At 54.5% G+C, this 25874-nt stretch carries 27 protein-coding genes; 15 read left to right on the forward strand and 12 right to left on the reverse strand.

Features of this window, described 5'->3' with window-relative positions:
- The first annotated feature begins 29 nt into the window (after positions 1 to 29).
- Genes fusA through JZM60_RS13010 form a run of 5 tightly spaced genes read left to right on the forward strand, consistent with a single transcriptional unit; the run spans position 30 to position 5709 of the window.
- The gene (fusA, locus tag JZM60_RS12990) at positions 30 to 2123 is read left to right on the forward strand and encodes an elongation factor G (protein WP_207162863.1); all 2094 of its coding nucleotides are present in this window, start codon (positions 30 to 32) and stop codon (positions 2121 to 2123) included.
- A 29-nt stretch (positions 2124 to 2152) separates the two neighbouring features.
- On the forward strand, positions 2153 to 3220 hold the full coding sequence (locus JZM60_RS12995; protein WP_207162864.1) for an SPOR domain-containing protein: 1068 nt from the start codon (positions 2153 to 2155) through the stop codon (positions 3218 to 3220).
- A 48-nt stretch (positions 3221 to 3268) separates the two neighbouring features.
- Positions 3269 to 4108 carry a hypothetical protein gene (locus JZM60_RS13000; RefSeq protein ID WP_241426257.1) on the forward strand — a complete coding sequence of 280 codons (840 nt, stop codon included), beginning with the start codon at positions 3269 to 3271 and terminating at the stop codon, positions 4106 to 4108.
- A 16-nt stretch (positions 4109 to 4124) separates the two neighbouring features.
- Positions 4125 to 5012, forward strand: coding sequence for a GTP-binding protein (locus JZM60_RS13005; RefSeq protein WP_207162865.1), 888 nt, complete (start codon positions 4125 to 4127; stop codon positions 5010 to 5012).
- Positions 5013 to 5031: 19 nt separating this feature from the next.
- Positions 5032 to 5709 (forward strand): MgtC/SapB family protein, encoded by a 678-nt coding sequence (locus tag JZM60_RS13010; RefSeq protein ID WP_207162866.1) that lies wholly within the window; start codon positions 5032 to 5034, stop codon positions 5707 to 5709.
- A gap of 35 nt (positions 5710 to 5744) precedes the next feature.
- Here JZM60_RS13010 and JZM60_RS13015 read toward each other — a convergent pair whose 3' ends face one another.
- Positions 5745 to 6263 carry a methyltransferase family protein gene (locus JZM60_RS13015; protein ID WP_241426258.1) on the reverse strand — a complete coding sequence of 173 codons (519 nt, stop codon included), beginning with the start codon at positions 6261 to 6263 and terminating at the stop codon, positions 5745 to 5747.
- A 174-nt stretch (positions 6264 to 6437) separates the two neighbouring features.
- Here JZM60_RS13015 and JZM60_RS13020 point away from each other — a divergent pair, with 174 nt between their 5' ends.
- Positions 6438 to 7259, forward strand: coding sequence for a cytidylate kinase family protein (locus JZM60_RS13020; RefSeq protein WP_207162868.1), 822 nt, complete (start codon positions 6438 to 6440; stop codon positions 7257 to 7259).
- 105 nt (positions 7260 to 7364) lie between these two features.
- Here JZM60_RS13020 and JZM60_RS13025 read toward each other — a convergent pair whose 3' ends face one another.
- Both JZM60_RS13025 and JZM60_RS13030 read right to left on the reverse strand, forming a co-directional pair.
- A complete protein-coding gene (locus JZM60_RS13025; RefSeq protein WP_207162869.1) occupies positions 7365 to 7589 on the reverse strand; it encodes a hypothetical protein in 225 nt (74 codons plus the stop codon).
- Positions 7586 to 8467 (reverse strand): PHP domain-containing protein, encoded by an 882-nt coding sequence (locus JZM60_RS13030; RefSeq protein ID WP_207162870.1) that lies wholly within the window; start codon positions 8465 to 8467, stop codon positions 7586 to 7588. Before JZM60_RS13030 ends, JZM60_RS13025 begins: the two co-directional genes overlap by 4 nt.
- Before the next feature lie 206 nt (positions 8468 to 8673).
- Between JZM60_RS13030 and JZM60_RS13035 the strand changes: the two genes are divergently transcribed.
- From JZM60_RS13035 to JZM60_RS13045, 3 genes are all read left to right on the forward strand, one after another.
- Positions 8674 to 8907, forward strand: coding sequence for a hypothetical protein (locus tag JZM60_RS13035; RefSeq protein WP_207162871.1), 234 nt, complete (start codon positions 8674 to 8676; stop codon positions 8905 to 8907).
- The gene (locus JZM60_RS13040) at positions 8904 to 9560 is read left to right on the forward strand and encodes an endonuclease III domain-containing protein (protein ID WP_207162872.1); all 657 of its coding nucleotides are present in this window, start codon (positions 8904 to 8906) and stop codon (positions 9558 to 9560) included. The genes JZM60_RS13035 and JZM60_RS13040 overlap by 4 nt, the downstream gene beginning before the upstream one ends.
- A 114-nt stretch (positions 9561 to 9674) precedes the next feature.
- On the forward strand, positions 9675 to 10541 hold the full coding sequence (locus tag JZM60_RS13045; protein ID WP_207162873.1) for an NAD(P)-dependent oxidoreductase: 867 nt from the start codon (positions 9675 to 9677) through the stop codon (positions 10539 to 10541).
- 40 nt (positions 10542 to 10581) lie between these two features.
- Here JZM60_RS13045 and rlmD read toward each other — a convergent pair whose 3' ends face one another.
- The 6 genes from rlmD to JZM60_RS13075 are packed head-to-tail and all read right to left on the reverse strand — an operon-like array spanning position 10582 to position 18840.
- Positions 10582 to 12087 carry a 23S rRNA (uracil(1939)-C(5))-methyltransferase RlmD gene (rlmD, locus tag JZM60_RS13050; RefSeq protein ID WP_207162874.1) on the reverse strand — a complete coding sequence of 502 codons (1506 nt, stop codon included), beginning with the start codon at positions 12085 to 12087 and terminating at the stop codon, positions 10582 to 10584.
- A gap of 40 nt (positions 12088 to 12127) precedes the next feature.
- Complete coding sequence (locus JZM60_RS13055; RefSeq protein WP_207162875.1) at positions 12128 to 12649, reverse strand: protein-tyrosine phosphatase family protein; 522 nt, start codon at positions 12647 to 12649, stop codon at positions 12128 to 12130.
- Complete coding sequence (locus JZM60_RS13060) at positions 12624 to 14042, reverse strand: glycosyltransferase family 2 protein (protein ID WP_207162876.1); 1419 nt, start codon at positions 14040 to 14042, stop codon at positions 12624 to 12626. Before JZM60_RS13060 ends, JZM60_RS13055 begins: the two co-directional genes overlap by 26 nt.
- Entirely contained in the window at positions 14042 to 15151 is a 1110-nt protein-coding gene (locus JZM60_RS13065; RefSeq protein WP_207162877.1) for a HEAT repeat domain-containing protein, read from the reverse strand. The genes JZM60_RS13060 and JZM60_RS13065 overlap by 1 nt, the downstream gene beginning before the upstream one ends.
- A gap of 1 nt (position 15152) precedes the next feature.
- Positions 15153 to 17411: a tetratricopeptide repeat protein gene (locus JZM60_RS13070; RefSeq protein ID WP_207162878.1), complete on the reverse strand. Its 2259-nt coding sequence runs from the start codon at positions 17409 to 17411 to the stop codon at positions 15153 to 15155.
- Complete coding sequence (locus tag JZM60_RS13075) at positions 17392 to 18840, reverse strand: hypothetical protein (RefSeq protein ID WP_207162879.1); 1449 nt, start codon at positions 18838 to 18840, stop codon at positions 17392 to 17394. The genes JZM60_RS13070 and JZM60_RS13075 overlap by 20 nt, the downstream gene beginning before the upstream one ends.
- A 132-nt stretch (positions 18841 to 18972) precedes the next feature.
- Between JZM60_RS13075 and JZM60_RS13080 the strand changes: the two genes are divergently transcribed.
- The 5 genes from JZM60_RS13080 to amrB all read left to right on the forward strand — a co-directional run bounded on the left by JZM60_RS13080 (position 18973) and on the right by amrB (position 22930).
- Complete coding sequence (locus tag JZM60_RS13080) at positions 18973 to 19653, forward strand: site-2 protease family protein (protein ID WP_207162880.1); 681 nt, start codon at positions 18973 to 18975, stop codon at positions 19651 to 19653.
- A gap of 33 nt (positions 19654 to 19686) precedes the next feature.
- Positions 19687 to 20673 (forward strand): tryptophan--tRNA ligase, encoded by a 987-nt coding sequence (gene trpS, locus JZM60_RS13085; protein WP_207162881.1) that lies wholly within the window; start codon positions 19687 to 19689, stop codon positions 20671 to 20673.
- Positions 20670 to 21464 (forward strand): segregation and condensation protein A, encoded by a 795-nt coding sequence (locus tag JZM60_RS13090; RefSeq protein ID WP_207162882.1) that lies wholly within the window; start codon positions 20670 to 20672, stop codon positions 21462 to 21464. Before trpS ends, JZM60_RS13090 begins: the two co-directional genes overlap by 4 nt.
- On the forward strand, positions 21448 to 22029 hold the full coding sequence (gene scpB, locus JZM60_RS13095) for an SMC-Scp complex subunit ScpB (RefSeq protein WP_420907823.1): 582 nt from the start codon (positions 21448 to 21450) through the stop codon (positions 22027 to 22029). The genes JZM60_RS13090 and scpB overlap by 17 nt, the downstream gene beginning before the upstream one ends.
- A gap of 97 nt (positions 22030 to 22126) precedes the next feature.
- On the forward strand, positions 22127 to 22930 hold the full coding sequence (gene amrB, locus JZM60_RS13100) for an AmmeMemoRadiSam system protein B (RefSeq protein WP_207162884.1): 804 nt from the start codon (positions 22127 to 22129) through the stop codon (positions 22928 to 22930).
- A 17-nt stretch (positions 22931 to 22947) separates the two neighbouring features.
- Here the strand turns inward: amrB and JZM60_RS13105 are convergent, their stop codons facing one another.
- The 3 genes from JZM60_RS13105 to nadB are packed head-to-tail and all read right to left on the reverse strand — an operon-like array spanning position 22948 to position 25056.
- Complete coding sequence (locus JZM60_RS13105) at positions 22948 to 23157, reverse strand: hypothetical protein (RefSeq protein WP_207162885.1); 210 nt, start codon at positions 23155 to 23157, stop codon at positions 22948 to 22950.
- Positions 23157 to 23453, reverse strand: coding sequence for a chorismate mutase (locus JZM60_RS13110; protein ID WP_207162886.1), 297 nt, complete (start codon positions 23451 to 23453; stop codon positions 23157 to 23159). Before JZM60_RS13110 ends, JZM60_RS13105 begins: the two co-directional genes overlap by 1 nt.
- Positions 23454 to 23460: 7 nt before the next feature.
- On the reverse strand, positions 23461 to 25056 hold the full coding sequence (nadB, locus tag JZM60_RS13115) for an L-aspartate oxidase (protein WP_207162887.1): 1596 nt from the start codon (positions 25054 to 25056) through the stop codon (positions 23461 to 23463).
- A 204-nt stretch (positions 25057 to 25260) separates the two neighbouring features.
- Between nadB and JZM60_RS13120 the strand changes: the two genes are divergently transcribed.
- Entirely contained in the window at positions 25261 to 25872 is a 612-nt protein-coding gene (locus JZM60_RS13120; RefSeq protein ID WP_241426259.1) for a lytic transglycosylase domain-containing protein, read from the forward strand.
- Positions 25873 to 25874: the final 2 nt, after the last annotated feature.

Below are 25874 nucleotides of genomic sequence, written 5' to 3' on the forward strand. Positions count from 1 at the left end.
ACCTATACCTTATCATCATGGGAGGATGTATGGGCAAGTATGATACCGCAAAGCTGAGAAACCTCGGAATTGTCGCCCACGGCGGCGCTGGCAAGACCTCTCTCACGGAAGCCATGCTTTTTGCTGCGGGGATGACAGACCGTCTCGGCCGTGTTGATGACGGTACCTCGACCATGGATTTCGAACCCGAGGAGATCAAGCGGAAGATCTCGATTTCGTCCTCCCTCGACCATTGCGAATGGAATGGTCATTCGCTCCACATCGTCGATACCCCCGGCTATGGCAACTTCATCGCCGATACCCGTGCCTGCATGCGGGCATTGGGGGGGTGCGTCGTTATCCTCTCGGCCATATCAGGTGTCAAAGTCCAGACCGAAGAAGTCTGGGAGTGGGCCAACGAGTTCGAACTCCCCCGGATTGCCTTCGTAAACAAGATGGACCGTGAGCATGCCAACTTCCTGCGCGCCCTCGATGATATGGAGAAGTCGCTCAATGCCCGTGGGGTTGCGGTTCAGATGCCCCTGGGGGCGGCCGATACCTTTGAGGGGGTCATCGACCTTGTCAAAATGAGGGCCTATCGTTATGCAAAGGACGGCTCCGGGAAGTTTACGGAGGAAGAGATTCCGGCCGGAGACATGGATGAGGCCCAGCGTCTCCGGGACATCCTGGTGGAGACCGCCGCCGAGGCCTATGATGCACTCACCGAGAAGTATCTGGAGGCAGGAGAACTTACCGAGGAAGAGATTCTCGACGGCCTGAGGATCGGTACGCTCCGTTATACCTTTACGCCGGTTTTCTGCGGTTCCGCCACCCTTAACATCGGTATCCACAACTTGCTTGATTACATCTGCCACTGCCTGCCTTCGCCCCTCGACCGCGGAGCCGTTGTCGGTGCGCATCCGGTTACCGGCGAACTGGAGGAGCGCAAGCCCGACGAGTCGGAAAAATTCTCGGCTCTTGTCTTTAAGACAACTTCAGATCCCTATACCGGCAAGATTTCCATTTTTCGGGTGTACTCGGGCACTCTGAATTCCGACTCGACTGTCTACAATTCCGTGCGCAACTGCGAGGAGCGGATCGGCCAGATCTACGAACTGGAGGGTAAGAAGCAGAAACCCATCAAGCAGGCCGTGGCGGGAGACATTGTCGCGGTGGCCAAACTCAAGGAGACCCTTACCGGCGACACTCTCTGCGACAAGGACAAGCCCATCATTTATGAACCTGCGAAGCCGCTTGAACCGGTCATTTCCTATGCTATCCAGCCAAAGACCAAAAATGACGAGGACAAAATCCACGGAGCGTTGCAGCGGCTCATGGAAGAGGACCAGACGATACAGGCGCACCGCGACGAGAAGACCCACGAGTTGATCCTCTCGGGCATGGGGCAGGTGCACCTTGAGGTGACCATCGAGAAGCTCAAGCGCAAGTACAATGTCGAAGTTGAGATGAAAACCCAGAAAGTGCCTTATCTCGAAACGTTCAAGGCACAGGTGAAAGCCCAGGGAAAATACAAGAAACAGTCAGGGGGGCGGGGGCAGTATGGTGACTGCTGGGTCGAGTTTACTCCCTTGCAGCGTGGTGAAGGTTTCCTGTTCGATGACAAGATAGTCGGGGGCGTAATTCCGCGCCAGTACATACCAGCTGTTGAAAAGGGGATATTCGAAGCCGCTCAGGATGGTTTCCTGGCCGGTTACCCCCTGGTGGATTTCAAGGCTGCGGTTTACGATGGTTCGTTCCATACGGTGGACTCTTCTGAAATGGCGTTCAAGGTGGCCGGTTCCATGGCGTTCAAAAAGGCCATGGAGACAGCCAAGGTGGTGCTCCTGGAGCCGATGATGAATATGAAGATAACGGTTCCGGAGGAAACCATGGGAGACGTTATCGGCGATTTGAACTCCCGGCGCGGAAAGGTTGTCGGCGTGGAACCGAAGGCCAATTCGCAGATTATCCGGTCGGTTGTTCCCATGGCCGAGGTGCTTACCTATGCCAACGATCTGAAATCCATGACCAGCGACCGGGGGCTCTTCTCCACGGAATTCTCCCACTATGAGGAAGTACCGAGCCATTTGGCCCAGAAAATCATTGCCGAGTCTGCAAAGGCAAAGGAAAAGAACAATCACTGACAGCTGCATAACCAGGAGGAATGTATCCGATGAACATCGAATTTGACCAGGAGCCGGGGGGAAAGTCGCCAAAAGGGGGTGCGAGCTCCACCCGTCTCCTACTGCTGGTGCTTTTGCTTCTTATGGCGGTATTTGGTTATCTCTTCTATTTCACCGACCTAATCGCGCCGCGTGAGGAAGTAAAAACTCCTGAGCCGGTACAAACCAGCCAGGTTAAACAGCCGATACCTCCACGGCCTGCCGATCAGGTTCCTGCGGCTGCTCCGGCAGAGGCGCCGGCACCTGCGGCGGTGCCTCCCCAGCCGGCGGTTCAACCTGCCGCGCCGGAAAAGAAGGCCCAGCAAAAGGCTGTAGTCGAACCTCCGAAGGCTGCTGCCCCGGCAGCCCCCGCAGTGAAAAAGGAGCAGCCCAAACCGGCCCCACCGGCCAAGGTGCCAGTGGCGGTGAAACAGGCAGTCCGCCAGCCGGAAAAAGTCGAGAAACCGAAGGCGGCGGCCCCAAAACCTGTGGCAAAAGAGGCGAAGAAATCGGCGGCCATTGCGGTTAAGCCGAAAAAGACCTCTACTACAGCTGTTGCCGTGCCCCAAAAGGCGAAAACCGCGGCTGTTTCCAAAACTGCCGCCTCCGTGGTGGCGGGAGGCGATTACACACTCCGGATTGGTGAGTACGTCGTGCCGGCAGCCATGGAGAAAGATAAGGCAAAAGTGCGGGATGCCGGGCTAACTCCGGTTGTAAAAGATGGGAGCTTGAAAAAAGAGCCGATGATTCGCCTTCTTTTTGGTGAATACGCCGACCAGGAGACCGCCCGCAAGGAGCTTCAGAAACTGCGCGATGCTACCGTGGAAGGTTTTGTGCTTAAAGAGGGGAGTTCCTATCGGGTTTATGCCGGTTCCTATTTTGTGAAAGAGCGGGCTGCAAAGGAGCGGCAGAGGCTGGAAGGGCTCGGTTACCGGGTTACTCTGAAGAGTGCGAGCGTATCCGTACCGACTCTCCTCCTGACCGTCGGCAAGTACGATAACCGCGCAGCTGCGCTGGATGATGCCGCGCGGTTGAAGAAAAAAGGCCTTTCTCCCTCTGTGGTGCCGGTTGGCAAATAAGGGAGGGGTTTTCTGAAAATCACCTTTAAAATATCTTCGCGGGCTGCTGTGTTTATTTCAGGGGATACCCCGGTTTCTGAAAAACTGAAGGTTGTCGCGGGAGAGGTGGAACTCTCTCCCGCGGATTCAGCTACGGTGCTGTTTGTCCTGGCCCACGACCATGACGATGCCGTGCTGCAAAACGCACGGAGACGTTTCGCAGAGTTGTCCGATGACATTCTCCGCGAGGCCGTCACCACTTCATCCATTCATCCGAGGATTTTGGACGGCATTGCACGTGTTCACTGGCGGAAGGCGGATATAGCGAAGCTCATCGCCTCCCATCCCCATTGCAGCGACGAAACAAGATCTTTCCTCGCCGGCTGCGGTATAGAGAGCTCGCCCAAGGCTCATCCCCACGGATATGATGAGCCGGAAGTCGATGATGAGCTTGCCGGCGAAGGGGAGATTGAGGTGAATGAGGAGAGTGAGGAATTCCGGGGGAAATACCAGCTTGCCCAGGTAATGAGTGTTCCCGATAAGATCAAGATAGCCCAGACCGGCGATAAGGAATGGCGGATGATACTGATCCGCGATTCCAACAAACTCGTTTCCGGCACTGTCATCAAGAATCCACGGATAACGGAACAGGAAGTTCTGACGATCTCCAAGTCTGCCGTCCAGAATGACGAAATACTCCGCGTTATCTGTGCCAACAAGGAGTGGATCAAGAACTATCAGATTCGCAAAGCGCTTGTGGAGAACAACAAGACGCCGCTTCCGGCAGCGCTCCGGTTCCTGGCGACACTGACCGATAAAGACCTGGGGCATCTGGCAAAAAGCAAGAATATCTCGTCGATTATTTCAACCCAAGCCAGGAAGTTGCTTCTCAGCAAGAAAAAGGATTAACAGGAGGACGGCCACGATGGCCCTGATTAACAGAACGAAGCGTGAAATCAATGCGAAGATCGTCTACTACGGTACCCCCCTTGCCGGCAAAGCCACGACGCTTCAGTTTATCCACCGGAAACTGAAGCCGGAGTTCCGTGGCCCGATAAAGACCATGGGTGGCCAGGTTGACAAGATGCTTTTCTTTGATTTCATGCCTCCCGGTTTAGGAGAACTGAACGACTACCGGGTCCGTTTCCATCTCTATACCGTACAGGGTGAGGTTTCCAATCCGTTCACCTGGAAGACCGTCCTTAAGGGGGCTGACGGCATCGTTTTCGTTGCGGATTCGTCGCCGGAATCCCGTGCGGCCACCCGTCAGAGCATGGAAAACCTTAGAAGTTTTCTTCTGAGCTATGGGCAGGACCTGGAGAAGCTCCCCTGCGTGGTTCAGTGCAACAAGAGTGATTTGCCCGATGCGTGCAGCCCGGAGGAGATAGCCGGGCTCGTGGACGGTTCCGGCTTCACGGCAGTAAAATCAGCCTCCAGGTCGGGCGAGGGGGTCCTGCAAGTCCTCTCCACGGTAGTAAAGCAGGTCATGAGGAACCTTCAGGGTGAAGAGCAGGGCAGTGAACCCGTTGACATGCTCGATTCGGCCCCGGTGCGGGAGGCTTCTGAAGCGACTCTGGCCGGTGAGGGTTCGCCGGAGCTGCCGGGTGAAGAAGTGCCGGCCAATTATGGAGAAATATCAAAGGGGGACACCAGAGCTTCTCTTGATAAGACTTCATCCGTGGCCCTTGATGGGGAGGTGTCGGTATCTTCTTGCGGTGCCTTGCGGGTGCCCCTGACTGTCAGGAGTGACGGGGGGGAAGAGCGCTTCGTACTCACCATAACCCTGACGCCGGAGCACTTGAAGGCAGAATGAACCAGGCAGGTGGATAGTTATGGAATTCAACCTTGATATGATCGGCCGGCTTCTGCTCGCTTCCCTCCTGGGAGGGCTTATCGGCCTGGAGCGGGAGATTCATGGCCGTCCCGCCGGGTTCAGGACCCACCTGCTGGTTTCTCTCGGGTCGTGCCTCTTTGTCGCTGTCTCCCTTGAATTCCACAGGTTGTACGGCAATTTCACCTCAGCCGGTCCCGTTGGTGTCGATCCTGGCCGGGTTGCCGCCCAAGTGGTTACCGGTATCGGTTTTCTGGGCGCCGGCGCCATAATCCGGGAGGGATCATCCATCCGCGGCCTTACAACTGCCGCATGTCTCTGGATTGCCGCTGCCATAGGACTCTCATGCGGGGTAGGTCTTTTCATTGTCCCATTGGTGGTAACCACGATTTCTCTGGCGACTCTCCTCTTACTGAAACGGGTTGAGGGGGTATTGAACCGCGACAGGTACAATGCCGTAAAGGTCTGGAGTGATGATGTGGCAGGGCAGCTTGACCGGATTGAGAAGATACTGAATGCGAGGCAGCTGGAAATTATCGATCTCAACGTGGAGCGGGATGTGGATGCTGCGCGTATCTATTTTGAATTCGAAGTGAAGTTGAATATGCGCGACACCAAGGGCACCCTTGTTGATTCCCTCGTGTCAGTTGATGGTGTGCGGAAAGTTCGTTTCGACTGAGTAGAGTTTATTTTCCTCTCCTTGACGCGATGTTCCTATTTTCGCATCTTCGGAAGGAACATCGGTACCCGTTCCTGGTAGTGGCGGTATGCCTCGCCAAATTCAGCAGTCAGTCTCCTCTCCTCGATTTTCGCTCCGGCTACGAAGTAAATGCTTGAATAAATGGTGAGTATCAACCATTTGAGAGTCATCACCGGGTTAAGTGCCAGGAAGGTGAATGACAAAGTGTAGAGCGGATGGCGCACCATGCCGTAACAGCCGGTGGTTACGAGCTGGTGCTGCCGGGGAATGCCGCGCAGTTGCCCCAAACCGAGGAAATCACCCATGCCGGTCTGTGCGGTGCACCGGGCAATAAGGCCAAGGCAAATCAGTTGCATGAGATAGAAGAGGAGACTCCCTGCTCCGGGCACGATGTAGAGGACCGGTGCCAGATGCCAGGTGCCCATTGCCCAGAAGAATGTCACCACGGCAATCCCGTTGTATAACAGTCGATAAAAACGCTTGATACGGGGGAATGCCTCGCCAATTCCCCGTTGGAGGCGGGGAAGTGCCAATAATGAATGTATCAGGGTGAATATGATTAAACGGGTAATGAAATCAGTCATTTCGCCTTGTTTAACTCCGTTATAAAGCGTTGTTGCAGCGTATGTTATCACATGAATTAGCCCCTTGTATACGTACCCTTGTCATGGTAGTATCTAGCACTTTTTGCAAGACCGGAGGGGATGATGGCGATTATTACTATTTCCAGAGAGATGGGAACCGGCGCCTACCAGATTGCCCAAGAGGTGGCGAAACGGCTGAAACATACTCTTGTTGACGGCGCGAGGATTGCCGAGCTTGCCTCCAAGTACGGCCTTGATACGGAGGTGTTCAAGAGGGTCGATGAAAAGCCCCCGGTTTATATAACCGCCGAGGACCGGCTCCATGCCGCCCACCTCAACACGATTGAGATTATTCTGCTTGAATGCGCCAGTAAAGGTGATGTTATCCTCTACGGAAGAGGTTCCCAGGATCTTCTCTCAGAGGTGGAAAACGTCTTGCGGCTTCGTTTCGTGGCCCCTTTCGAGGACCGCGTGGAAAGCCTCTCCGAGCGGGAATGGATCGACCCCGATCTGGCCCGTGAACTTATCCGCAAGAGCGACCATCAGCGCGGCGGCTTTATTCATTTCTACTTCAATCGCGACTGGAATGATCCGCTGGGCTACGATCAGGTATTCAATACTTCGCGCATGTCCCAGACTGCAATCATTGAAAGTATAATCGCCGCAGCCAGGGATCCCCGCCTGAAAGACGGCGAGATCGAGACTCGCGAGGTTGTCGACGGGATTATCCTCTGCAAGAAGGTCGAGACCGAACTTTTCCGCTCCCGCACCATCGAGAATATCCATGTCAAGATAAGTGCCAAAAAGGATGTCGTTTGTCTTGCGGGGCACGTGCACTCCGATGCCGAGAGACTGGAAACGCTCCGTATCGCTTCCGCTGTAAAGGGGGTCGGCAGGATTGAGGATGAACTCATCGTGTCGAATTACAAACACTATAAGGAGTGAGCCGCTGCGGCGTTTTACGCAATTAGCCGTACTTGAGCCTTCAAGGGTAAAAAGGACTCTCGCATATCCGTGCCGGGGGTCCTTTTTTGTTGCGGGGAGACAGCTTTATTTGTCCGGCTTTTCGTCCGGTGGTTCGACGAGTGCGATGCTTATATGTCGTATCAGGCGTTCAATCTGAGCCAATCTCTCTTCGTATTGCCGCAGATAGTAATTTCGGCGGTCGTTATCATGGAAGGTGACATTTTCACGCAGGTGAGAGATTCTTGTCCGCGCCACCCAGCGCATCATTTGCAGCACTTGACGCGCATCGGCCTTGCCTGGACTTTTCATGGGAGTTTGTCCTGTGACGCCGCTTTTCGGGACCCCGCAAGGGTTTTAATTGCTTCCGCAAGCCTGTAAGCGACCGCGAGTCCGCCTCGCCCCGTGCCGATTTCCACGTCATTCTCGAATCCGTGGAAGTCTGATCCGCCGGTCATGAGGAGGCCGAGCTCTCCGCAGAGGGATTCGAAGAAAATCATATCGTCCTGGAAGCACATATTGTTGAATACCTCAACGCCGTCCAGTCCGAGGTCGGCCAGCTCAGAGATGATTTTCTTGAGTTCGCGACGATCGGTGTTTATGGTCAATGGGTGGGCCAGCACCGAAACGCCGCCTGTCCTCCTGATTTCAGAGATTGCGTCGGCGGCGGGTATATAGCGCTTGGGGACGTCGCAGGGGATGAGGTACCTGCGGAATGCATCCTCCATGTCCCGGGCGTAGCCGTGCTCCAGGAGCGCCCTGCCGATATGGGGCCTTCCCACTGCGCCTCCTGCCAGACCTATGACCTCGTCGTAGGAGATGGGGTCTTTCCGTCCATCCAAAAGCCGCCGGTTTATCTTTTCGACAATGGCTCTTCCCCTGTTGTCGCGATTGAGCCTGAACTCGGCCAGCATCTGCCCAAGACCGGCATCCCGGTAATCGAAGTGATAACCAAGGATATGCATGTCGCGATAGCGGCCGAGCTCGGCGGATAATTCAACCGCAGGGATTACCTCGATCCCCAGTTCCGCGCCGACGGCGATCGCTTCGTCGAGCCCGTTCACGGTGTCATGGTCTGCGATGGCTATGGCGGCAAGGCCTTGCTCGACAGCCATTCTCACAATTTCGGCAGGGGAGTGGAGACCGTCGGAGTGGTTTGTATGGACATGGAGATCTATGGTTTTCATCATGGGATAAATTCCTGTTCTGTAATGATGCCTAGTGATGGATAACTTAACCATGCTCTATTATGCTTTGCAAGCACAAGAGTTCCGGTTGCAGGAGAGAAATAGATAGCGGTTGTCAGGAACGTACAGTTCCGGTAGTATTTTTCAGCCATCGGCGGAACGGGTTGCCCGGCGCAGGCGGCATATTCACACAGCGAGGGGATGGATAAATGGCAAAAAAAGACATGGGAATTGTCTTGGCGGTAGTTGCAATGGGACTCTACATAATCGGTGGCATTCTTACCTTTTTTGGCCTTTACCTTATAGCTTTCATGCATGGCAGCGATTTCTTGGGGTGGGGCGAGGGGCGCAGCCTCGGATATCTCTTCCTTTGCGTCGGACTCAGCCTTTCCATTATCGGTGTCCTGTTCATGCGCATTTTCAGGAACCGGGGATTGTCGTGAGAGACTCCGATATCCATGACGTCATGGCGTTGCTTGCCGATGCCGTGAAAGCATGGCCGACTCCCGCGGTGACAATCGTCTCGCAGCGGGAGGGCAATCCCTTCAAAGTGCTCGTTTCCTGCATTCTTTCACTTCGTACCCAGGATAAGACCACTGGTGCCGCATCCGAGCGGCTATTTTCGCTGGCTGACACGCCGGAAAAGATGCTTCTGCTCTCCCTGGATGAAATAGAGCGTGCCATATACCCGGTGGGTTTTTTCCGGAACAAGGCGGTTCAGATCCAGGGCATCTGCCGAACGCTGGTGGAAAATTACGGCGGGAAGGTTCCCGGCGACCTGGACGAGTTGCTGACTTTCAAGGGGGTGGGGCGCAAAACGGCGAATCTGGTCGTGACGCTGGGGTTCGGCAATCCTGCAATTTGTGTTGATACTCATGTGCACCGCATCTGCAATCGCTGGGGGTATGTCAGCACTAAAACCCCGGAAGAGACGGAGTTTGCATTGCGCCGGAAACTCCCCGCCGAGTATTGGGGAGTTATTAATGATTATCTTGTTGCGTTCGGGCAAAATCACTGTACCCCGATTTCGCCCCGTTGTGCCACCTGTTCCCTGACGTCTTTTTGCAAAAGGGTTGGCGTTACAAAGTCGCGGTAAAGCAAACGGTGTTATTTTTTTAAACTCTTCTATTGTACAAGCGTTAAACACATTGTACTATTATGTACGTTCATGGAATATATGTTCACTTACTGATGATTCGGGAGGCGTGCAATGTTGAGAAATATCGGTTTCTTGGGGTTAGGCACCGTCGGCAGGCATATGGCCGCGAACCTTCTCAAGGGAAGCTACAACCTGTCGGTTTATGATTCGAGCCCGGAGGCAGTTGCCGATCTCGTGAAACTTGGCGCAACCGGAGCGGGTACTCCCCGTGAGGTTGCCAAGGGACAAGACATCGTAATCTACATCCGCCCGGAAAAAGAGCGCCTGAAGCCTGATATTTACGGCGAGGACGGCATTTTCGCCGGGATTGATCCCGGTACAATTCTCGTTGACATGGGTACCCATTCCCTCGAAAGCACCAAGGAAATGGCAGACGAGGCTGAAAAGCACAGAGTTCTGTTCCTTGATGCGCCGGTCTGGGGAACCAAGGAGCATGCTGCCAACGGACTTCTCACCATCCTGGCCGGCGGCGATCCTTCGCTCCTCGGGCGGTGCCGTGAACTGTTCTCGTTTTTCGGTCTCAATATCATCCATGTGGGAGCCATTGGTGATGCCACCCGCATGAAATTCGTGGTGAACCTGGTCCAGGCCGAATTAATGGAAACCCTTGCTGAAGCCATTGTCTTCGGTGAGAAAATGGGCTTCAATGTTGACAAGATTCTCGAAGTTCTAGATTCCGGCGGCGTAGCCTCGCCACTGTTCCATTCAAAGGGGCGCGTGATTGCCCGTGGGGATTTTACCCGCAACCTGGCTCTCAAATATGTTCATGAACAGCTGGAACTTGTGCTCGAAAAAGCGCACAAGCTGGGGCTGGACCTACCGGCCGCCCTGGTGGCCTGCAAGAATTACGAGCAGGGGGTCAAGGACGGTCGTGGCGAAGAGGACTTTTCGTCGGTTGTGAAGGTTTTGAGAAAGTAGCGGTTTCGACCGGCTATAGGTAAGTGGAAGGGGTGCCCGTTCAGGCGGACACCCCTTTCTTTTTGCGTTGTTGCAGCTGTTTCCGGCTGCTTCCGGTCATGGAGGGAGCCTGATTGTTGATTTCGCTGCGCGCATCCACAAGGAGGGCAACGTTTTCAACGTGTGGGGTCTGGGGGAACATGTCAACCGGTTGAATCTCCAGGGTCCGATAGCCGAGACCAGCCAGGATATCCAGATCACGGGCAAGGGTTGCCGGAGAGCAGGAGACATAGATAATTCTGCCCGGTCCTGAGGCTGCCGCCGTTTCCAGTACCTTGCGATCGCACCCTTTGCGGGGAGGGTTCAATACTATAAGATCGGGCTCCGCACCGTCTTCAATATGATCCCGCAGCAACTCGGCGGCATCACCTGCTTCGAAGGAGCAGTTGTGGACACGGTTCAGCCTGGCATTACGCTCCGCGTCGGCCACGGCGGCATCCACGTACTCTATGCCATGTACCTCCCGTGCTTGGCCTGCAAGAAAGAGCGATATCCCGCCAATGCCGCAATAGAGATCGACCACCATCTCCTGACCGGTCAGGGCACTCCACTCCCGGACCTTTTCATAGATGATGCGGGCACTGCCGCTGTTCACCTGGAAGAAGGAGCGGGGAGAGATGGAAAATCGCACATCGCCAAGTTCGTCAATAAGGGCATGATCCCTGGTTATGAAATGGTCCTGCTGGCCAAGAACCACATTCCCTTCCGAGGCGTTCACGTTCTGGACCGCCACATCCAGTTCCGGCACAAGCCGCTGAATGTATTTGGCCAGATGATGAATCTCGTTGTAACTCCTTCTTGCAGTGACGAAAACAACCATTGCCCGGCCGGAATGCTCGGAAACCCGTACCACCAGGTAGCGCAGGAAACCGGTGCCGGTCCGGGGATTGTAGACCGGAACTTTCCCCTTGGTGATCCCTTCTTTCACGACGTCAACGATCCGGTTTATGAGGGGATGGTGGAGCGGGCAGGAGGCAATGTCGGCAACGTCGTGGCTGTTGCGCCGGTATATTCCGATGATCGGCGACCTGAAGGTGCCGGCCACCACAAGTTTGGCGGAGTTGCGGTAGTTAAGGGGGCGAGGCGACGGAATCACGTCGTGTACCGGAACTGCGCGAAGCGACGGGAAGGTACGGATTTCCCTTTCGATGCAACGATGTTTCAGGTCAAGCTGCGCCTGGTAGTTCATGGAAATAAGCGGACAGTTGCTGCAGGCGGCAATGGTGCACTGCGAGGATGCCATGCGGTATGGGGAGGGAGACAGGATTGTGACGGTTTCGCCGAATGCCGTCCGCGCCCCGCAGTGGGTTACCTTGAAACTTACGGTTTCACCGGGTAGAGCCCCGGCAATGAGAACCTTCTTTCCTTCGAAGGATGCCGTACCGAATCCTTCATCATCCAGACCGGTAATTTCGAGCGTCACGAGCTGCCCTGTGCGCAGTATTCGATTAGCTGTGTTGTCCTGATTCTTTTTCTTGCTGTCTGAGTGCCTGTTTTTGATTGCCATTTTTCTATTAACGATGAGTTGCCCAATCCTGTCAAGGCATTTAGTGCTTCTTGCCGGTTGGCGGTTCTATGCCGTAGAGTCCATCGGCAATAAAGTTCGCCCGATGCCGGCCCAGATAGCAATGAATATAGAGCTTTTTCCTGTCGCCTGCGACCATGGCCATGATCTGCTCACGCGTTTTCCGGTTTTGTTCGCTGTCAACCGGAAGGTATCCCAGGGGGAAAAACCGGACATCAATCCCGAGACGGCTGGCGTTTATGGCCTCCCGGTCGGCAAGCGCCTTTTCCTGGGGCAGGGAGGTGTCGAGAAGGCTGATAAGGGTCTGCACACCGTTGCGCTTCAGAGCTTTCATTTCGTCCAGATGCGGGTACGGGCCAACCAGGATCCGGTCGTTGTAGTTGCGGATCGAGGCGCGGGCAAGGTAAACCGGTGGAATGTACGGTTCAAAGTAATCGAAATTGCTCAGAACCGTTACCAGCAGTGTGAACAGGAAAATTCCAACCAGAATGGCGCGAGGCAGTACGAAAACTATTCGTTTAAACAGATTCTTGAGGGATATCATCTTTTATTTCCTGACGTCGTGCTTTGCCCCACTCGGTTTTCCAGAAGGTAAATGTGGCGATGAGACGTTCCACGACGATGAGCTGCCGATAACCAAAGAACTCCACCAGGCCGAAGAAGGACAACTTGAGCAGATCCCACACGCTGTGGTAACGACGGTAGATAAGATTGTCGAGCAGTATGGAGCCGACATTCAGCCATGTGCCCCACAAAACGGATACCAGAAGGAATAGAAGTGCGAAATCGCGGCTTATGTAGCCGAAGAAGAAAAAGAAGACAAATGCAAAGTAACCGGCGAATTCGATGGAGGGCCCGAATGCTTCCACGAGTGTGAAGTAAGGAATGCCAACCAGCCCAACCTTGCCGTAACGGGGGTTGAGAGCCATCCCCCTGCTGAACCGGAGGCTGTCGATGAGGCCGCGATGCCAGCGGTTGCGCTGTTTAAGCAGCGAGCGATAGTCCGAAGGGACCTGGGTCCAGCAGACCGGATCCGGAACAAAGAGGATTTTGTAGGGGATCTTTTCTTTATTGCAGTGTCGATGCAGTCTTACCACCAGGTCCATATCTTCGCCGACGGTTTTTCGATACCCGCCGATGGCCTGAATCATATCCTTGCGAAAGATGCCGAATGCGCCGGAGATGATCAGCAGACTGTTAAAGGCGTTCCAGGATGTTCTCCCCGTTAGAAAACCGCGGATGTATTCCACTGACTGGAAACACTCGATTGCACGGTTCGGTGCCCGTACGCTGGTGATTTTCCCGTTTTCCACGGTGCTGCCGTTTAGAACACGGATAATTCCCCCGGTGGCTATCACTTCCCGGTCTTCAACAAAAAGTTTCGAAGCCCGGATCAATGCATCGCTTTCCAGAAGCGAATCGGCGTCCATGGAGCAGAAGAGCGGGTAACGGCTGGCATTGATGCCGACGTTCAGCGCATCCGCCTTGCCGCCGTTTTCCTTGTCCACGAGAAACAGGTTCGGGTGATTGATCGAGACATACTGGGCTCTGATCGGTTGGTGTTGGAGTTTGAGGCTGAGAGGGCGATCGATTTCCACCATGTTGAACTTTGAGATCATCAGCGACAGGGTTTCGTCGTTAGAACCATCATTTATAACTATTATTTCATATTCGGGGAAGTTGAGCGTCAGGAGGTTAGACACCGAGGGAATGATGGTTTTCTCCTCGTTGAATGCGGGTACGAGGACGCTGATGGGGCGGTAAAAGACGCCGGTCGAAAGTTCGTCGATATATTGCCGGCTAGCCACAGCCAACTGTCCCCGAATGTTGAAAAGAGAGAGGAAAGTGAGGATGGTGTAGCTGCCGTTGAGGAACAGGAAGTAGATTAGAATAATCACTTCCACCGCCATAACTATGTAAAGGATGAAATCGAACATTACCTTGATCCGCTTAAAACAAAATGGGATATGTCGCGCGCAAAGCGGTCGGTTCCGGTAAGTGCCCGGTTAAGGGCTGCTTTGCCCTGTTCGCCGAGCGTAAGCAGGGTCTTTGCTGCGTTTATCCTGACATGGTAGTTCTTGTCCCGCATAAGGTCTTCCAGGTAGGGGACACTGCTATCGCTGCACAGGTTGGCACTGCGGGATGCAACCATCCGCACCCGCCAGTCGGGATCGGTGAGGGCTGGTATGATGACCTCACAGAGGGAGCTGGTTGAAAGCCCTCCGAGTGCCCTCAGAGTGGTTATTCGCATTTCGGTGATATCCCGGTAGCGATGGAACGCATCGAAAATCAAGGGTACGCATTGGGTGAACCCCATCTTTCCTAATGATTCTATAATGTCTCTCTTGAGAAGGACGGGTATGGTTTCTTGGTTGAGAAATCTTTCAATTATGGAAATGGTTGTATCATCTCCCTGTTTGATCCGGAATTCGCCGATCATGTTGGTGAACAGATATTCGTTGAACTTCGCCGACATGAAATTCGAGTCGCCCAGAAAATCGGTTATGAGGGGAATATCTTCCTCTTCTATGACGTAACTTGCCGCCCACAGTGCCTTGGCAACAATGCGTACATCGGATTCATCCACAATGAGTTCCAGGTAGATCGGCCTTAGATCCGCAAGTTTAAGGAAACCAAGTCGTTCAAGTGCCCGGTAACGCCTTACCCATGAGCGTGAATTGCTGAGCCTTTGGAGCAGGTTGTCAACGATGCCGGCCTGCTTGAGTTCTGCGCGAATACGGTTGGCGGTGCTGCGATCGGCCCTGGCTATCTGGTCTATGGCAACGTCTGCAAGTGCGTCGATGGCAATGGTCTGTTTAGGATGAGGAAGATGTTCGTCTTTTCCGTTGATAAATGACGGGAAAATATCGTTGAACTTCTTGCGAAGTCTTAAGGATCTTGTCTCCCGCAGTTCCACGTAAATCTTATGGACGACCAGGGTCACCAGGAGGACTATGGTCATAAACGCCAGCAAAAGTATGGTTGCGACGAGGATGGTCCTGTATGTGGTCAGTGGGCCGAATATCCAGTAAAATGGGTCGATCATGCTACCACCAGTACTTCACAAAGAGTTGAACCCCTTGGCGGGTGTAGAGTCCGTTACGGTATTCGCTGAAGATTTCGCCTCCGCCGCTGACGGAGACGAACGGTCTGTATTCTACTCCGAGGCGGTTTGAGACCGTGAGATATCTATCTATGGCGTTGGTGTCGGGATCTGTCTCGCTGGCCGTGCCGAGCCCGAGAGAATAGTAGCCGCGCAATCGATGGCTTGGTTCGTAATGTAAAGTGGAAAGGAGCGAAAAAGTTCCCTTTTCCGGAACGAAGTAAAGCCGCTCGTTGAGCGTAAGCGTTGGGGCCAGATAGCCAAGTACGCCGACTACCATTACATCTGCACTGCTTTTTCTGAACTCCATGCGTGTGTAGCCCAGGGAGTATTCGATGCCGTTGCGGATGTAGGTCCCTTCGCCACGGATGGTTGCCTGAGGGAGGAAGTCGGCATCCGGGCTTGTCGTGAAACCGGCGGTGCCGTAGAAGGGACGGCCCGGAACGGGGAATGTTACTTCCGCGCCGACTTCGGAGTCGTCCGTGCCGTAGCGGTGTACGGTGGCGGCATTGGCAACCAGGGTTATGGGATCGAAACGCTGAGAGATTGTGAGCGCCAGTTCGCGTCCCGCCGAAATATCGTTATCATAATCGGAAAGAAGTCCCGAAATTTTTGCATAGTTGGGATGAACGCGGTAGATGATATCCTCCCGCTCGCGTCGGAGATAATCGGCACGTTCGGGTGAAGCGTTACGCACCATTGCTGAGGCTTTCTTTACATCCCTTGACAGCAGTCTGGATTCCACGGCAAGGGCGAAAAAGCCGGGGTCCTTCGGGAATTCTTCGCTCAAGCCCGTGAAATGCCCCCCGGCCCGAACGAAATCACGCTGGCGGAGGTATGACATGCCCAGCTGGTAACCGGATTCGTAGCGTTCGCGGCCTGACAGGAAAAGTTCGTTCCACAGGGCCGTCGCTTCATCCAGTTTCCCGGCGCGCATGAGCGCCACAGCCTTACCAAGGGCAGCGGCGTCTTCGGCTGCTTCCCTTTCTTCTCGCACGGTCGGTTCCAGAGAATCTCCGGCTGCCCGGAACGATTGTATCGCTTCTTCGTATCGCTTGAGCCGGTACATGAGACGTCCCTTGCGCAGCGATACCTGGGGAGAGTCATCGCCTTGAAGGGAAGCTAGCTCGCTTTCGGCCAGCGGAAGATTTCCCGCGGCAAGGAGAGCATCAATCAAGGTAAGCTTGAGATCCTTGTCGGACGGGTACTTTTGGCACAATTCGCCAAGGATGGCCGCTGCCCGGTCAAATTCTCCTCTTTGCTGATAAAGCCGTGCCAGTCGGAGTCCGGCATCGTAACTGCCTGCCTCTGCGCTGTAGAGGGGGCGAAGCACGGCTTCCGCCAAATTCTTGTTTCCTGCCGCCAGTGCCGCATCGGCTTTTTGGAGGGCGCTGAGCGTTTCGAGGGACTTGATCTCCTTGCGGATCGACGGATCTTCCTGGAGCTTCAAGGCCTGCCGGTACTCTTCCAGCGCTTCGGCATATTCCCCCCGTGTCTTTATCACGGCAGCACGGGCGAGGTGGAGCGACGGATGGTCTTCATCGGGGAGGAGAGAAACCTCCTGTTCGGCCCTCTCGGTGTTTCCTGCCATGATGAGCGAGCGAACGTAGAGAAGGGTTATATCGTGATCATCGGGGTAGTCCCGACGGAGGGTCCGGTATAGATCGCGAGCTTTCCCGTAATTGCCGCCGTTAGTATAGATCCTGCCGAGGAGAAGACCCGTGGTGTAGCGGTCGCGCCGCGCGTCAAAGAGGGAGAGAAGCATTCCCTCCGCTTCTGCGATTTTACCATCGGAGATGAATTCCTTGGCCAGAGAGATCTTTTCGGCCGTTTCCGCTTTTGCCAGTTCGGTGCGGATGGATGGGTCCTCGCGGCGCTGGAGGGAACGGTTGAAATCATTTATGGCGGCCGAAGGTTTTCCGCTCCAAAGGTATATTCTTCCGCGCAACGAAAGAATTTCCGGGTTACCTGGATAGTCGCGGAGCATGGTCGAGAGCAGTTGTTCCGCATCGCTGAACTGTTTGCGGGCAATGAATCCCTTAACCTTGCCGATGCCGCGCTCGTATGAAATTGCCTGTGCAGATGCTTCTTGTGTGGCCGGGAAGCATTGTGCGGCAGCTATGAATGCGCAGGCTGCAGCCAGGACACGGAATGTTCTGACGGGATGTATTCCCCGATATCTATTATCTTGGTGCGGTTTCATAACTATGGATGACCCATCCGGAAAAAGATTGGTAGGGTAAGGAGATCGTAAGTTGCTTTTTGAGGGAATCCACCTTGCCCTTGAACGAGATTCTGCTGCCCGGCACGGTATAGTCACGGCTTCGACACCAGTAAGCATTCCCTGCCTCCATGGCTGATGGAGCGTCTCCGGCACACTTTCGGTAGGATATATGGACCTCGTCGGGAATACGGCCGGTTTCCACTCCCAGGAGCACCTTCCTGGACAAGCGCTCTCCATATAGAAGTTCATCCCTGGAAATCGCTTCTATTTCTTTATCATCGGTACGGTAGCTCATGATGACTGCTTCATCGGATTGTCTGATGAGGTGCCAGGCCAGAGTCCGTTCTTTGATCAGCAGCGAGTCGTACCAGAAAGGGATAACTGTCGAAAGGGGGAGTTTCCCGTCGGTAATCCGGCGGATTCTTTCCATTAGCTCGACGTAAAGCGAACCATAAGTGTCGAGCCGGATGCGAAAATCTTTGTTCAAATGGGGCTCGATGTCTATTTGGAATCCAGCAAACTGTGTGCCGGGGTGCTTTAAGTTGAAATCCTTGACTGTCTGCACCCTTTTGAGAAGTGGGTCCGGGCGCTCAAGGTATGCAGGAGAACCATCAAGCGCAAAGACTTCAATCCCGGCTGCGGTACACTCCCGCATGATTGGCAGGAGCGGTTCCAGTTCATCCGAAATCTGAAGATATATACGCCTCACGTGAAGGGCCTTTAGGTTGCGCACCATGGAGCCTGCATCGTTTATTGCCGGTCGAGAGTCCCAAATCCATATGGAGTGCTCCGGAAGGGGCGGGGTGGCAGAAGCAGACCTGGTTAGTTCAATGCCGTCAATATTGAGTTCGCCTGAGCTTGATTGCAGGATGAATACCAGATACTTAATCCTTTTCAGATCGAGATGTTCCGCGGCCTTGTTGAGGGAAAACGATTCCTGATGATTTCCGTGGAGATTGCCGATCGGGTAATTCTCTTCCAGGGTGGCGAGTTGTTCGTCGGCAAGCGCAACGCTCCATTGCCCCTTGTTCCTTGCTTTGACTGCAAGGGTGTCAAAAGAGAGCAGATTGATGGGTGACGTGCCGTTCGATAGGTCTACTACAAATCCGCAAGGACGATCAGATGACCGTGACAGCAAATGTCCTCGGCGGTTGCAGGGGCCGAATTCCGCAAGACGGGGGCGCATGATGCGGTGATTTGTGCTGGGGGGGGTATAGGACGGCGGTTGCTGATGACCGGCGAAACCATATTCCAGATGGGAAAATTTGCCGTCGGTGTAAACCATCTCTACTGAATCAGCGCGTAGTGACAATGCGGGGTCGATCGTGCGATTCAGCAGGGAGGATGTTTCAGCGGGAAAGGATACCATCCACATGTTCAAAAGTATTAGAAAGACTGATGAATCCATAAGCCACGCTAATATAAAGGGGGGCGGTTCAAGATGCAATTAATTTTTCATAAGATGGTGTCGAAATTGACTTTTTGGGGTCTATCTGCTAAATAAGAACGGTTTTGTATGAGCCTGGAGAGCTCCCATCCCATGGAACAGTTTTTCCTGAAGCTTTCAATCATGCTCGTCCCAGCGCTCATGGCAATAACCTGTCATGAGGTCTCCCATGGTTTCGTTGCCGACCGCATGGGAGACCGGACCGCGCGCTTCATGGGGCGTCTTACCCTTAACCCTCTCAATCATCTGGATATTTTCGGCACCCTGATGATTTTCCTTGTCGGAATCGGTTGGGCAAAACCGGTTCCGGTAAATTTCAACAACCTCAAGAATCCCAAGCGGGACATGATTTGGGTTGCAGGGGCCGGACCGGTAACCAACTGCATTCTGGCTTTCTTTTCCGCCCTTGCACTGCGGGGGCTGGCAGCAATTGGCGCGGGTGTCCCCGATGCTTCAGCCCTGCAAACGTTCCTTGACCCTCTGGTTCTCATGTCTGCTTTTTCCGTGTATATCAACCTGCTCCTCTGCATTTTCAACCTGATTCCCGTACCGCCCCTTGACGGCGGCAGAGTGGCGGTGGGGCTTTTGCCGTACCGGCAGGCTGAAATGCTGGCGCGGCTGGAACCCTATGGGATGATAATCATTATTCTGCTGGTCTTTTTTACCAATATTTTCGACAAAGTAATTTCCCCTATGCTCGATGTGGGAATACGCATACTCGCCGGTCCCCAGAGCAGTCTGGTGTACAGCGTTACGCATTTTCTCATGAGATAACCGGCGCCAGTTGCGCCAAGAAGGAGCTTGCAGATGAGTAATAAACGGATAGTCAGCGGCATGAGGCCTACCGGGAAACTCCACCTGGGCCATTTCCTCGGGGTTCTCGCCAACTGGCGCGAACTCCAGGATGAATACGAGTGTTTCTTTTTTGCCGCCGACTGGCACTCGCTGACAACCGAATATGACAATACCGACGCCATCCGCCAGAACACCGACGAGATGATTCTAGACTGGCTCGCCTTCGGGGTCGATCCCGCTAAATGCGTGATATTCCGCCAGAGCAGGGTTCCCCAGCATGCGGAGTTGAACCTGATTCTCTCCATGATTACCCCGGTTTCGTGGCTTGAGCGTAATCCCACCTATAAGGAGATGAAGGATAACCTTTCCACCAAGGATCTCTCCACCTTCGGTTTCCTCGGCTATCCGGTCCTTATGGCGTCCGACATCATCGTCTACAAGGCAGGCAAGGTGCCGGTCGGCCACGATCAGCTCCCTCACATGGAGATAACCCGCGAGATAGCCAGACGCTTCAACTACCTGTACGGTACCGAGGTTTTCCCCGAGCCCGAGGCGCTGCTCACCGAAACGCCGAAAGTGCTGGGCCTTGACGGCCGCAAGATGAGCAAGTCATACGGCAATGCAATCTTCCTTTCGGAGAGCGCCGAAGAGACCCGCAAAAAAGTGATGTCCATGGTGACCGATACGCAGCGGGTCCGGCGGAGCGACCCCGGCGAACCGGACCGTTGTGTCGCCTATTCCCTGAACAATCTTTATCTCCCCGAAGATAAAAAGGCCGACATCTGCGCAGGATGCCGCGGCGCCACCATCGGCTGCGTCGAATGCAAGAAAATCCAGGCCGAGTACCTTGTCGAGACTCTTGCGCCTTACCGTGCGCGGCGCGATGAACTGGGGGCAAAACCCGGTCTTGTTGCCGAAATCGTGGCGGCAGGAGAAGCCCGGGCCGCTGCGGAAGCTGCCAAGACCATGGCGGAAGTGCGGGATGCTCTCAAATTATGACCAACGACGGTAATCTCGACCTTTACCATGATGAGGGCCCGCCCTCATATACGGTTAAGCTTGAGGTGTTCGAAGGCCCCCTCGACCTTCTCCTGCATCTGATCAGGAAGAACGAGGTGGATATCTACGATATCCCGCTCTCTACCATCACGCGCCAGTATCTTGAGTACATCAAGATGATGAAGGAGCTTAATCTGGAGATTGCCGGCGAATTCCTCGTCATGGCGTCTACCCTCATCCAGATAAAGTCGAAAACGCTTCTCCCTCCTCTGCCGGACGATGAGTCGGCAGAGGAAGAGGAGGAGGATCCGCGGGCAGAGCTTGTGAGGCGCCTCCTCGAGTACCAGAAATACAAAGAGGCTGCGACGACACTCTCGGAGCGCGAGATGCTCGGCCGTGATACCTATGCCCGCTTATTTTCTTCTGCGGAACTGGAAGGTATCGAGCCTGAAGAAGAACCGGCCGAAGTGGAACTGTTTGAACTTATCGAGGCGTTCCGGAAAGTGCTCGACAGGGTTTCCGACGAGAGTTTCCATGAAGTCGGAGCCGAATCGATTACCATTGCGGAACGGATCAACGAAATCCTCTCGCAACTGGAGGGGAAGGAGTCGCTGGTTTTCGACGAACTTTTTCCGGAACATTTCAACAGGGATTTCCTTATTGCCACCTTTCTCGCGGTACTTGAGCTCTGCAAGCTCAAAACGATAAAAGTTGTTCAGGCAAACCGCTACGGCTCCATTTGGATACAGCCCGCGGTAATTGAGGGGGATGCTGTTGACGCCGAATCTTAAATCAATAGTCGAGAGCATTCTGTTCGTTGCAGAGGCACCGGTTACCCTCGACCGCCTTTGCCTGCTGCTGGAGGAGTTTGAGCGGGTTGAGGTGCGCGATGCCCTGGACGACTTGCTCGAGGAGTATGGTCGCGAGGGGAGGGGGGTAGTCCTTGCGGAGGTGGCAGGAGGATACCAGTTCCGGACCCCGCCTGGGAATGCCGACTATCTGCGAAGGCTCACGAAAACGCGCCCGGCCAAGTTCAGCCAGTCCGCTCTCGAAACACTCGCCATCATAGCATATCGCCAGCCTGTGACCCGCGCCGAAATAGAGTACCTGCGCGGTGTCGATTCGGGTGGCGTTCTCAAGACCATCCTGGAAAAAAAACTAATCAAGATCCTGGGCAAGAAGGATATCCCCGGCAAACCCCTCATCTATGGCACTACACGCGAGTTCCTGGAACTCTTTGGTCTCAAGGACCTGAGAGGCCTGCCGACTCTCAAGGAAGTCCGCGATCTCTCTGAAACCACCCCCTATGAACAACAGGTCGAGCTTCCCCTGGAACAGCCCGGGGAAGAAGGGTAATCCATCCGTAATAGTTGCAGCAATGTGGACCTGACACTGTCCCCCGGTCGATTCTCTGCTATAGTTATTGTTGTTTGCTGCTACGAGGGGGTGGGCGATGGTACGTCAGCCTGCGGTTGCCGGGCAATTCTACACCGATGAGCCGAAGAGGTTGCGGGGGGATCTCCAGCGCATGGTTCCCGCCGATGGGGTCAAACGACGGGTTATGGGAATCGTGTCGCCCCATGCCGGCTATGTCTATTCAGGGCGTGTCGCCGGGGCTGTTTATGGCGCGATTGCAGTGCCGGGCACTGTTATCATTCTTGGCCCGAACCATCATGGCTTCGGAGTGCCTGCCGCCATATATCCGGAAGGTGAGTGGATCATGCCTCTCGGTTCCGTTCCAATTGACAAACGGCTTGCGGCCCTTGTGCAGCAGCATGTTCCCTTTGTGGAGGCCGACACCTCTGCCCACCGGTTCGAACACTCCCTTGAAGTTCAGGTGCCGTTTCTGCAGCATTGCCGCCCCGATGTGAAGATTGTGCCGCTATGTCTCGGTTTTGGCGATTACGAACGGTGCAGGCTTCTGGGGGAGGGGGTGGCGAAGGCAATCGGGGAGATTGGCGAAGATGTGCTGATTGTGGCGAGTTCCGACATGACCCACTATGAGTCGGCCGATGTCGCCCGTGCCAAGGACGATCTGGCGATTGCCGAAGTGCTGGCGCTGCATCCGGAAGAGTTGTTGCGTATTTGCCGGCAGAACGGCATCACCATGTGCGGAGTGGTTCCCACGGCAGTCATGCTGGTGGCGGCCAAGGCGCTGGGTGCAACCAGCGCGGAGCTGATGCGCTACGCGACGAGCGGGGATGTGACGGGAGACAACAGTCAGGTGGTGGCATATGCGGCGATTGCCGTGTACTAGGGAACAATGATTCCTTGCTACTCTTCCTTGGCTATCCTCACAATCTGAAGCACCCCGGGCATCCGCTCAAGTTCGTCTGAGTCGAGGGTTTCCGTGTCGCCGATAACGCCTATGATGGTCCGATTGGCCCCGGTCGACTGGTGAATGTCGAAATTCCGGGAAATCAGATACTCCTTTATCTCCACAAGCGCCCCTTCCGGGGCGTTTTTTTTCATTATGATGAGCATTACTGCTCCTCCTTGCCGGCCGTGGCCTCCCGGTGGGTCATGATGCGCTCAAGACGGCGCGATTCATCTATTACCCGCTCGAAGAGCCGCACTATGGCCCCGTCATCCAGTGGCCCGGGGTTGTCAGCCTGCATTCGCTCGAAGATCTTCTTCTCACGTTTCGGGTCATAGACCGGAAGGGCGCGCTCCTTCTTTATCATGCCTATTTCCAGCGCCAGCTCTGCTCTCCGGTTGAAAATCCGCAGGAGCTCGCTGTCAATCCGGTCAATTTCCTGTCTCAGCTCGTCAATCGTCATTGGTTCCTCAGAACTGTTTTTGAATGTACGAGTCGTGTTTGCCGTGGATATCGTCACGTTCCGGATAATCGATGGTGTAATGAAGTCCGCGGGATTCACGGCGTTGCAGGGCGCATTTGATTATCAGTTCGGCTACCGTGGCAATGTTGCGCAGTTCGATGAGATCGGAGGTCACCTTGAAATCCCAGTAGTAATCATCGATTTCCCTCTGAATCATGCGGATGCGGTGCATTGCCCGTTCCAGTCGTCTGTCGGAACGGACGATTCCCACATAGTTCGACATTGAGCGGCGGATTTCGTCCCAGTTCTGGGATACGACAACCATCTCGTCGCTGTCGGTGGCGGTCCCTGCGTCCCATTCGGGAATTTCCGGGAAATCGAAGTTGTTTTCTTTCAGTTCCTCAATGGCCCGCTTATAGGCGCGTCCGGCGTAGACCGCGGCTTCAAGGAGCGAGTTGCTTGCCAGGCGGTTGGCCCCGTGGAGCCCGGTGCAGGCCACTTCGCCGATTGCGTAGAGGTGGGCGACGTCGGTTTCCCCGTTTTTATCAACCAGAACCCCCCCGCAGAGATAATGGGCGGCCGGAACGACCGGCAGTCCTTCCTTGGTCATGTCTAGGCCGAATTCGAGGCAGGTTTGATAGATATTGGGGAAGCGGTTTTTGACGTACTCGGGATCTTTGTGGGTGATGTCCAGGTATACGCAGTCGTCGCCGTATGTTTTCATCTCGTTGTCAATGGCCCTGGCAACGATGTCCCTGGGAGCCAGATCCTTGAGCTTGTGGTATTTCTCCATGAACGCCGTGCCGTCACGGCGGCGCAGGATTGCTCCCTCGCCCCTGACCGCCTCGGAGATGAGGAACGATTTGGCGTGGGGATGGAAAAGAGTGGTGGGGTGGAATTGCATGAATTCCATGTTCGCGATGGTGGCTCCTGCGCGGTAGGCCATGGCTACGCCGTCGCCGGTGGCCACATCGGGGTTGCAGGTATATAGATAGACTTTGCCCGCACCGCCGGTGGCGAGGAGGGTAATCTTCGCCCTGAAGGTTTTTACTTCGTTGGAGGCGATATCCAGAACATGGGCGCCAAGGCAGCGGTTCGGCTTGCTTCTCCTGCGCGTAACCTTCGCCGTGGTGATGAGGTCAATGGCGATATGGTGTTCATATAGCTTGATATTGGGGTTTTGCTGTACTGCCGCCACCAGCGCCCGTTCAATTTCCCGGCCGGTTACGTCGTCGGCATGCAGGATACGACGCTGGCTGTGCCCACCCTCGCGTGTCAGGTCGAAGTCATCGCCGCTTTGGGTGAACTGAACGCCCCATTCTATGAGGTTGCGAATTACCTTCGGGCCTTCCTCGACCACCATGCGTACGACGTCTTCATGACAGATACCGGCGCCGGCTACCAGGGTGTCTTCCACATGGGCATCAAAACTATCCTCCTGGGAAAATACCGTTGCAATTCCCCCTTGGGCATAGTTGGTGGCGGATTCTGTTACTTCACGTTTGGTAACCAGGACTACCGTGCCATGCCGTGCAGCTTGAAGCGCAAAGGACAGCCCTGCGATGCCGCTGCCAATTACAAGAAAATCACTCGCAACTTTCATAGACATACTCCTTGGATTCCCGTGAACATAATGTGTAACTATTTATGAAGCAGTCGATTATTCTCCCCCCCCGTCTACTTTGTCAAGGGATTTCAGGGCAGTTGACAGTTCCAGACTCTGTAGTTGTTGCATTGCCTACTGAGTTGGTCTATATTTTGTATGTTTTTCGGCATGGACGCCGATCCGCTCTGTTGGGGAGGAAACATGCCGCTAGTTGCACGCGTTTTGGTTTTTGTCTTTTTGATCTGCGGAGTGGTGGGAGATTATTCTGCCAGTGCCGATATTTATCGCTATGAGGATGATGAAGGCGTCGTCCATTTTACCGATGCGCCCACCGACAGGCGATTCAAGATCTTTATGAGGGATATCAAAAAGGATCGCAAGCTCCGGACCACCTTCAAGCTGGCACGCTTTACGCGCAATCCGGCCGAGTTTGAGCCGATAATAAATCAGTGCGCCCTTGAATTCGGTGTCGACAAGTCGCTGGTGAAGGCTGTAATCCACGCAGAGTCAGGATACAATCCCAATGCCGTCTCTCCCAAGGGGGCAAGCGGTCTTATGCAGCTCATGCCCAAGACTGCCAAGGATTTGAAAGTTGCCAACACACTTGATCCCAGTGACAATATTCGGGGCGGGGTGCGTTACCTCCGGTTTCTTCTCGATACCTTCAGGGGGGATGAAGCTCTGGCGATTGCGGCCTATAATGCCGGCCTTTCCCGGGTTGCCCAGTACAACGGCATCCCGCCGTATCAGGAGACACGCACTTACGTAGACAGGGTGCTTACTTACAGGAAATCTTACCAGGCTACCAACTGAGA

The organism is Geobacter benzoatilyticus (assembly GCF_017338855.1).
Taxonomy (GTDB): Bacteria; Desulfobacterota; Desulfuromonadia; order Geobacterales; family Geobacteraceae; genus Geobacter; species Geobacter benzoatilyticus.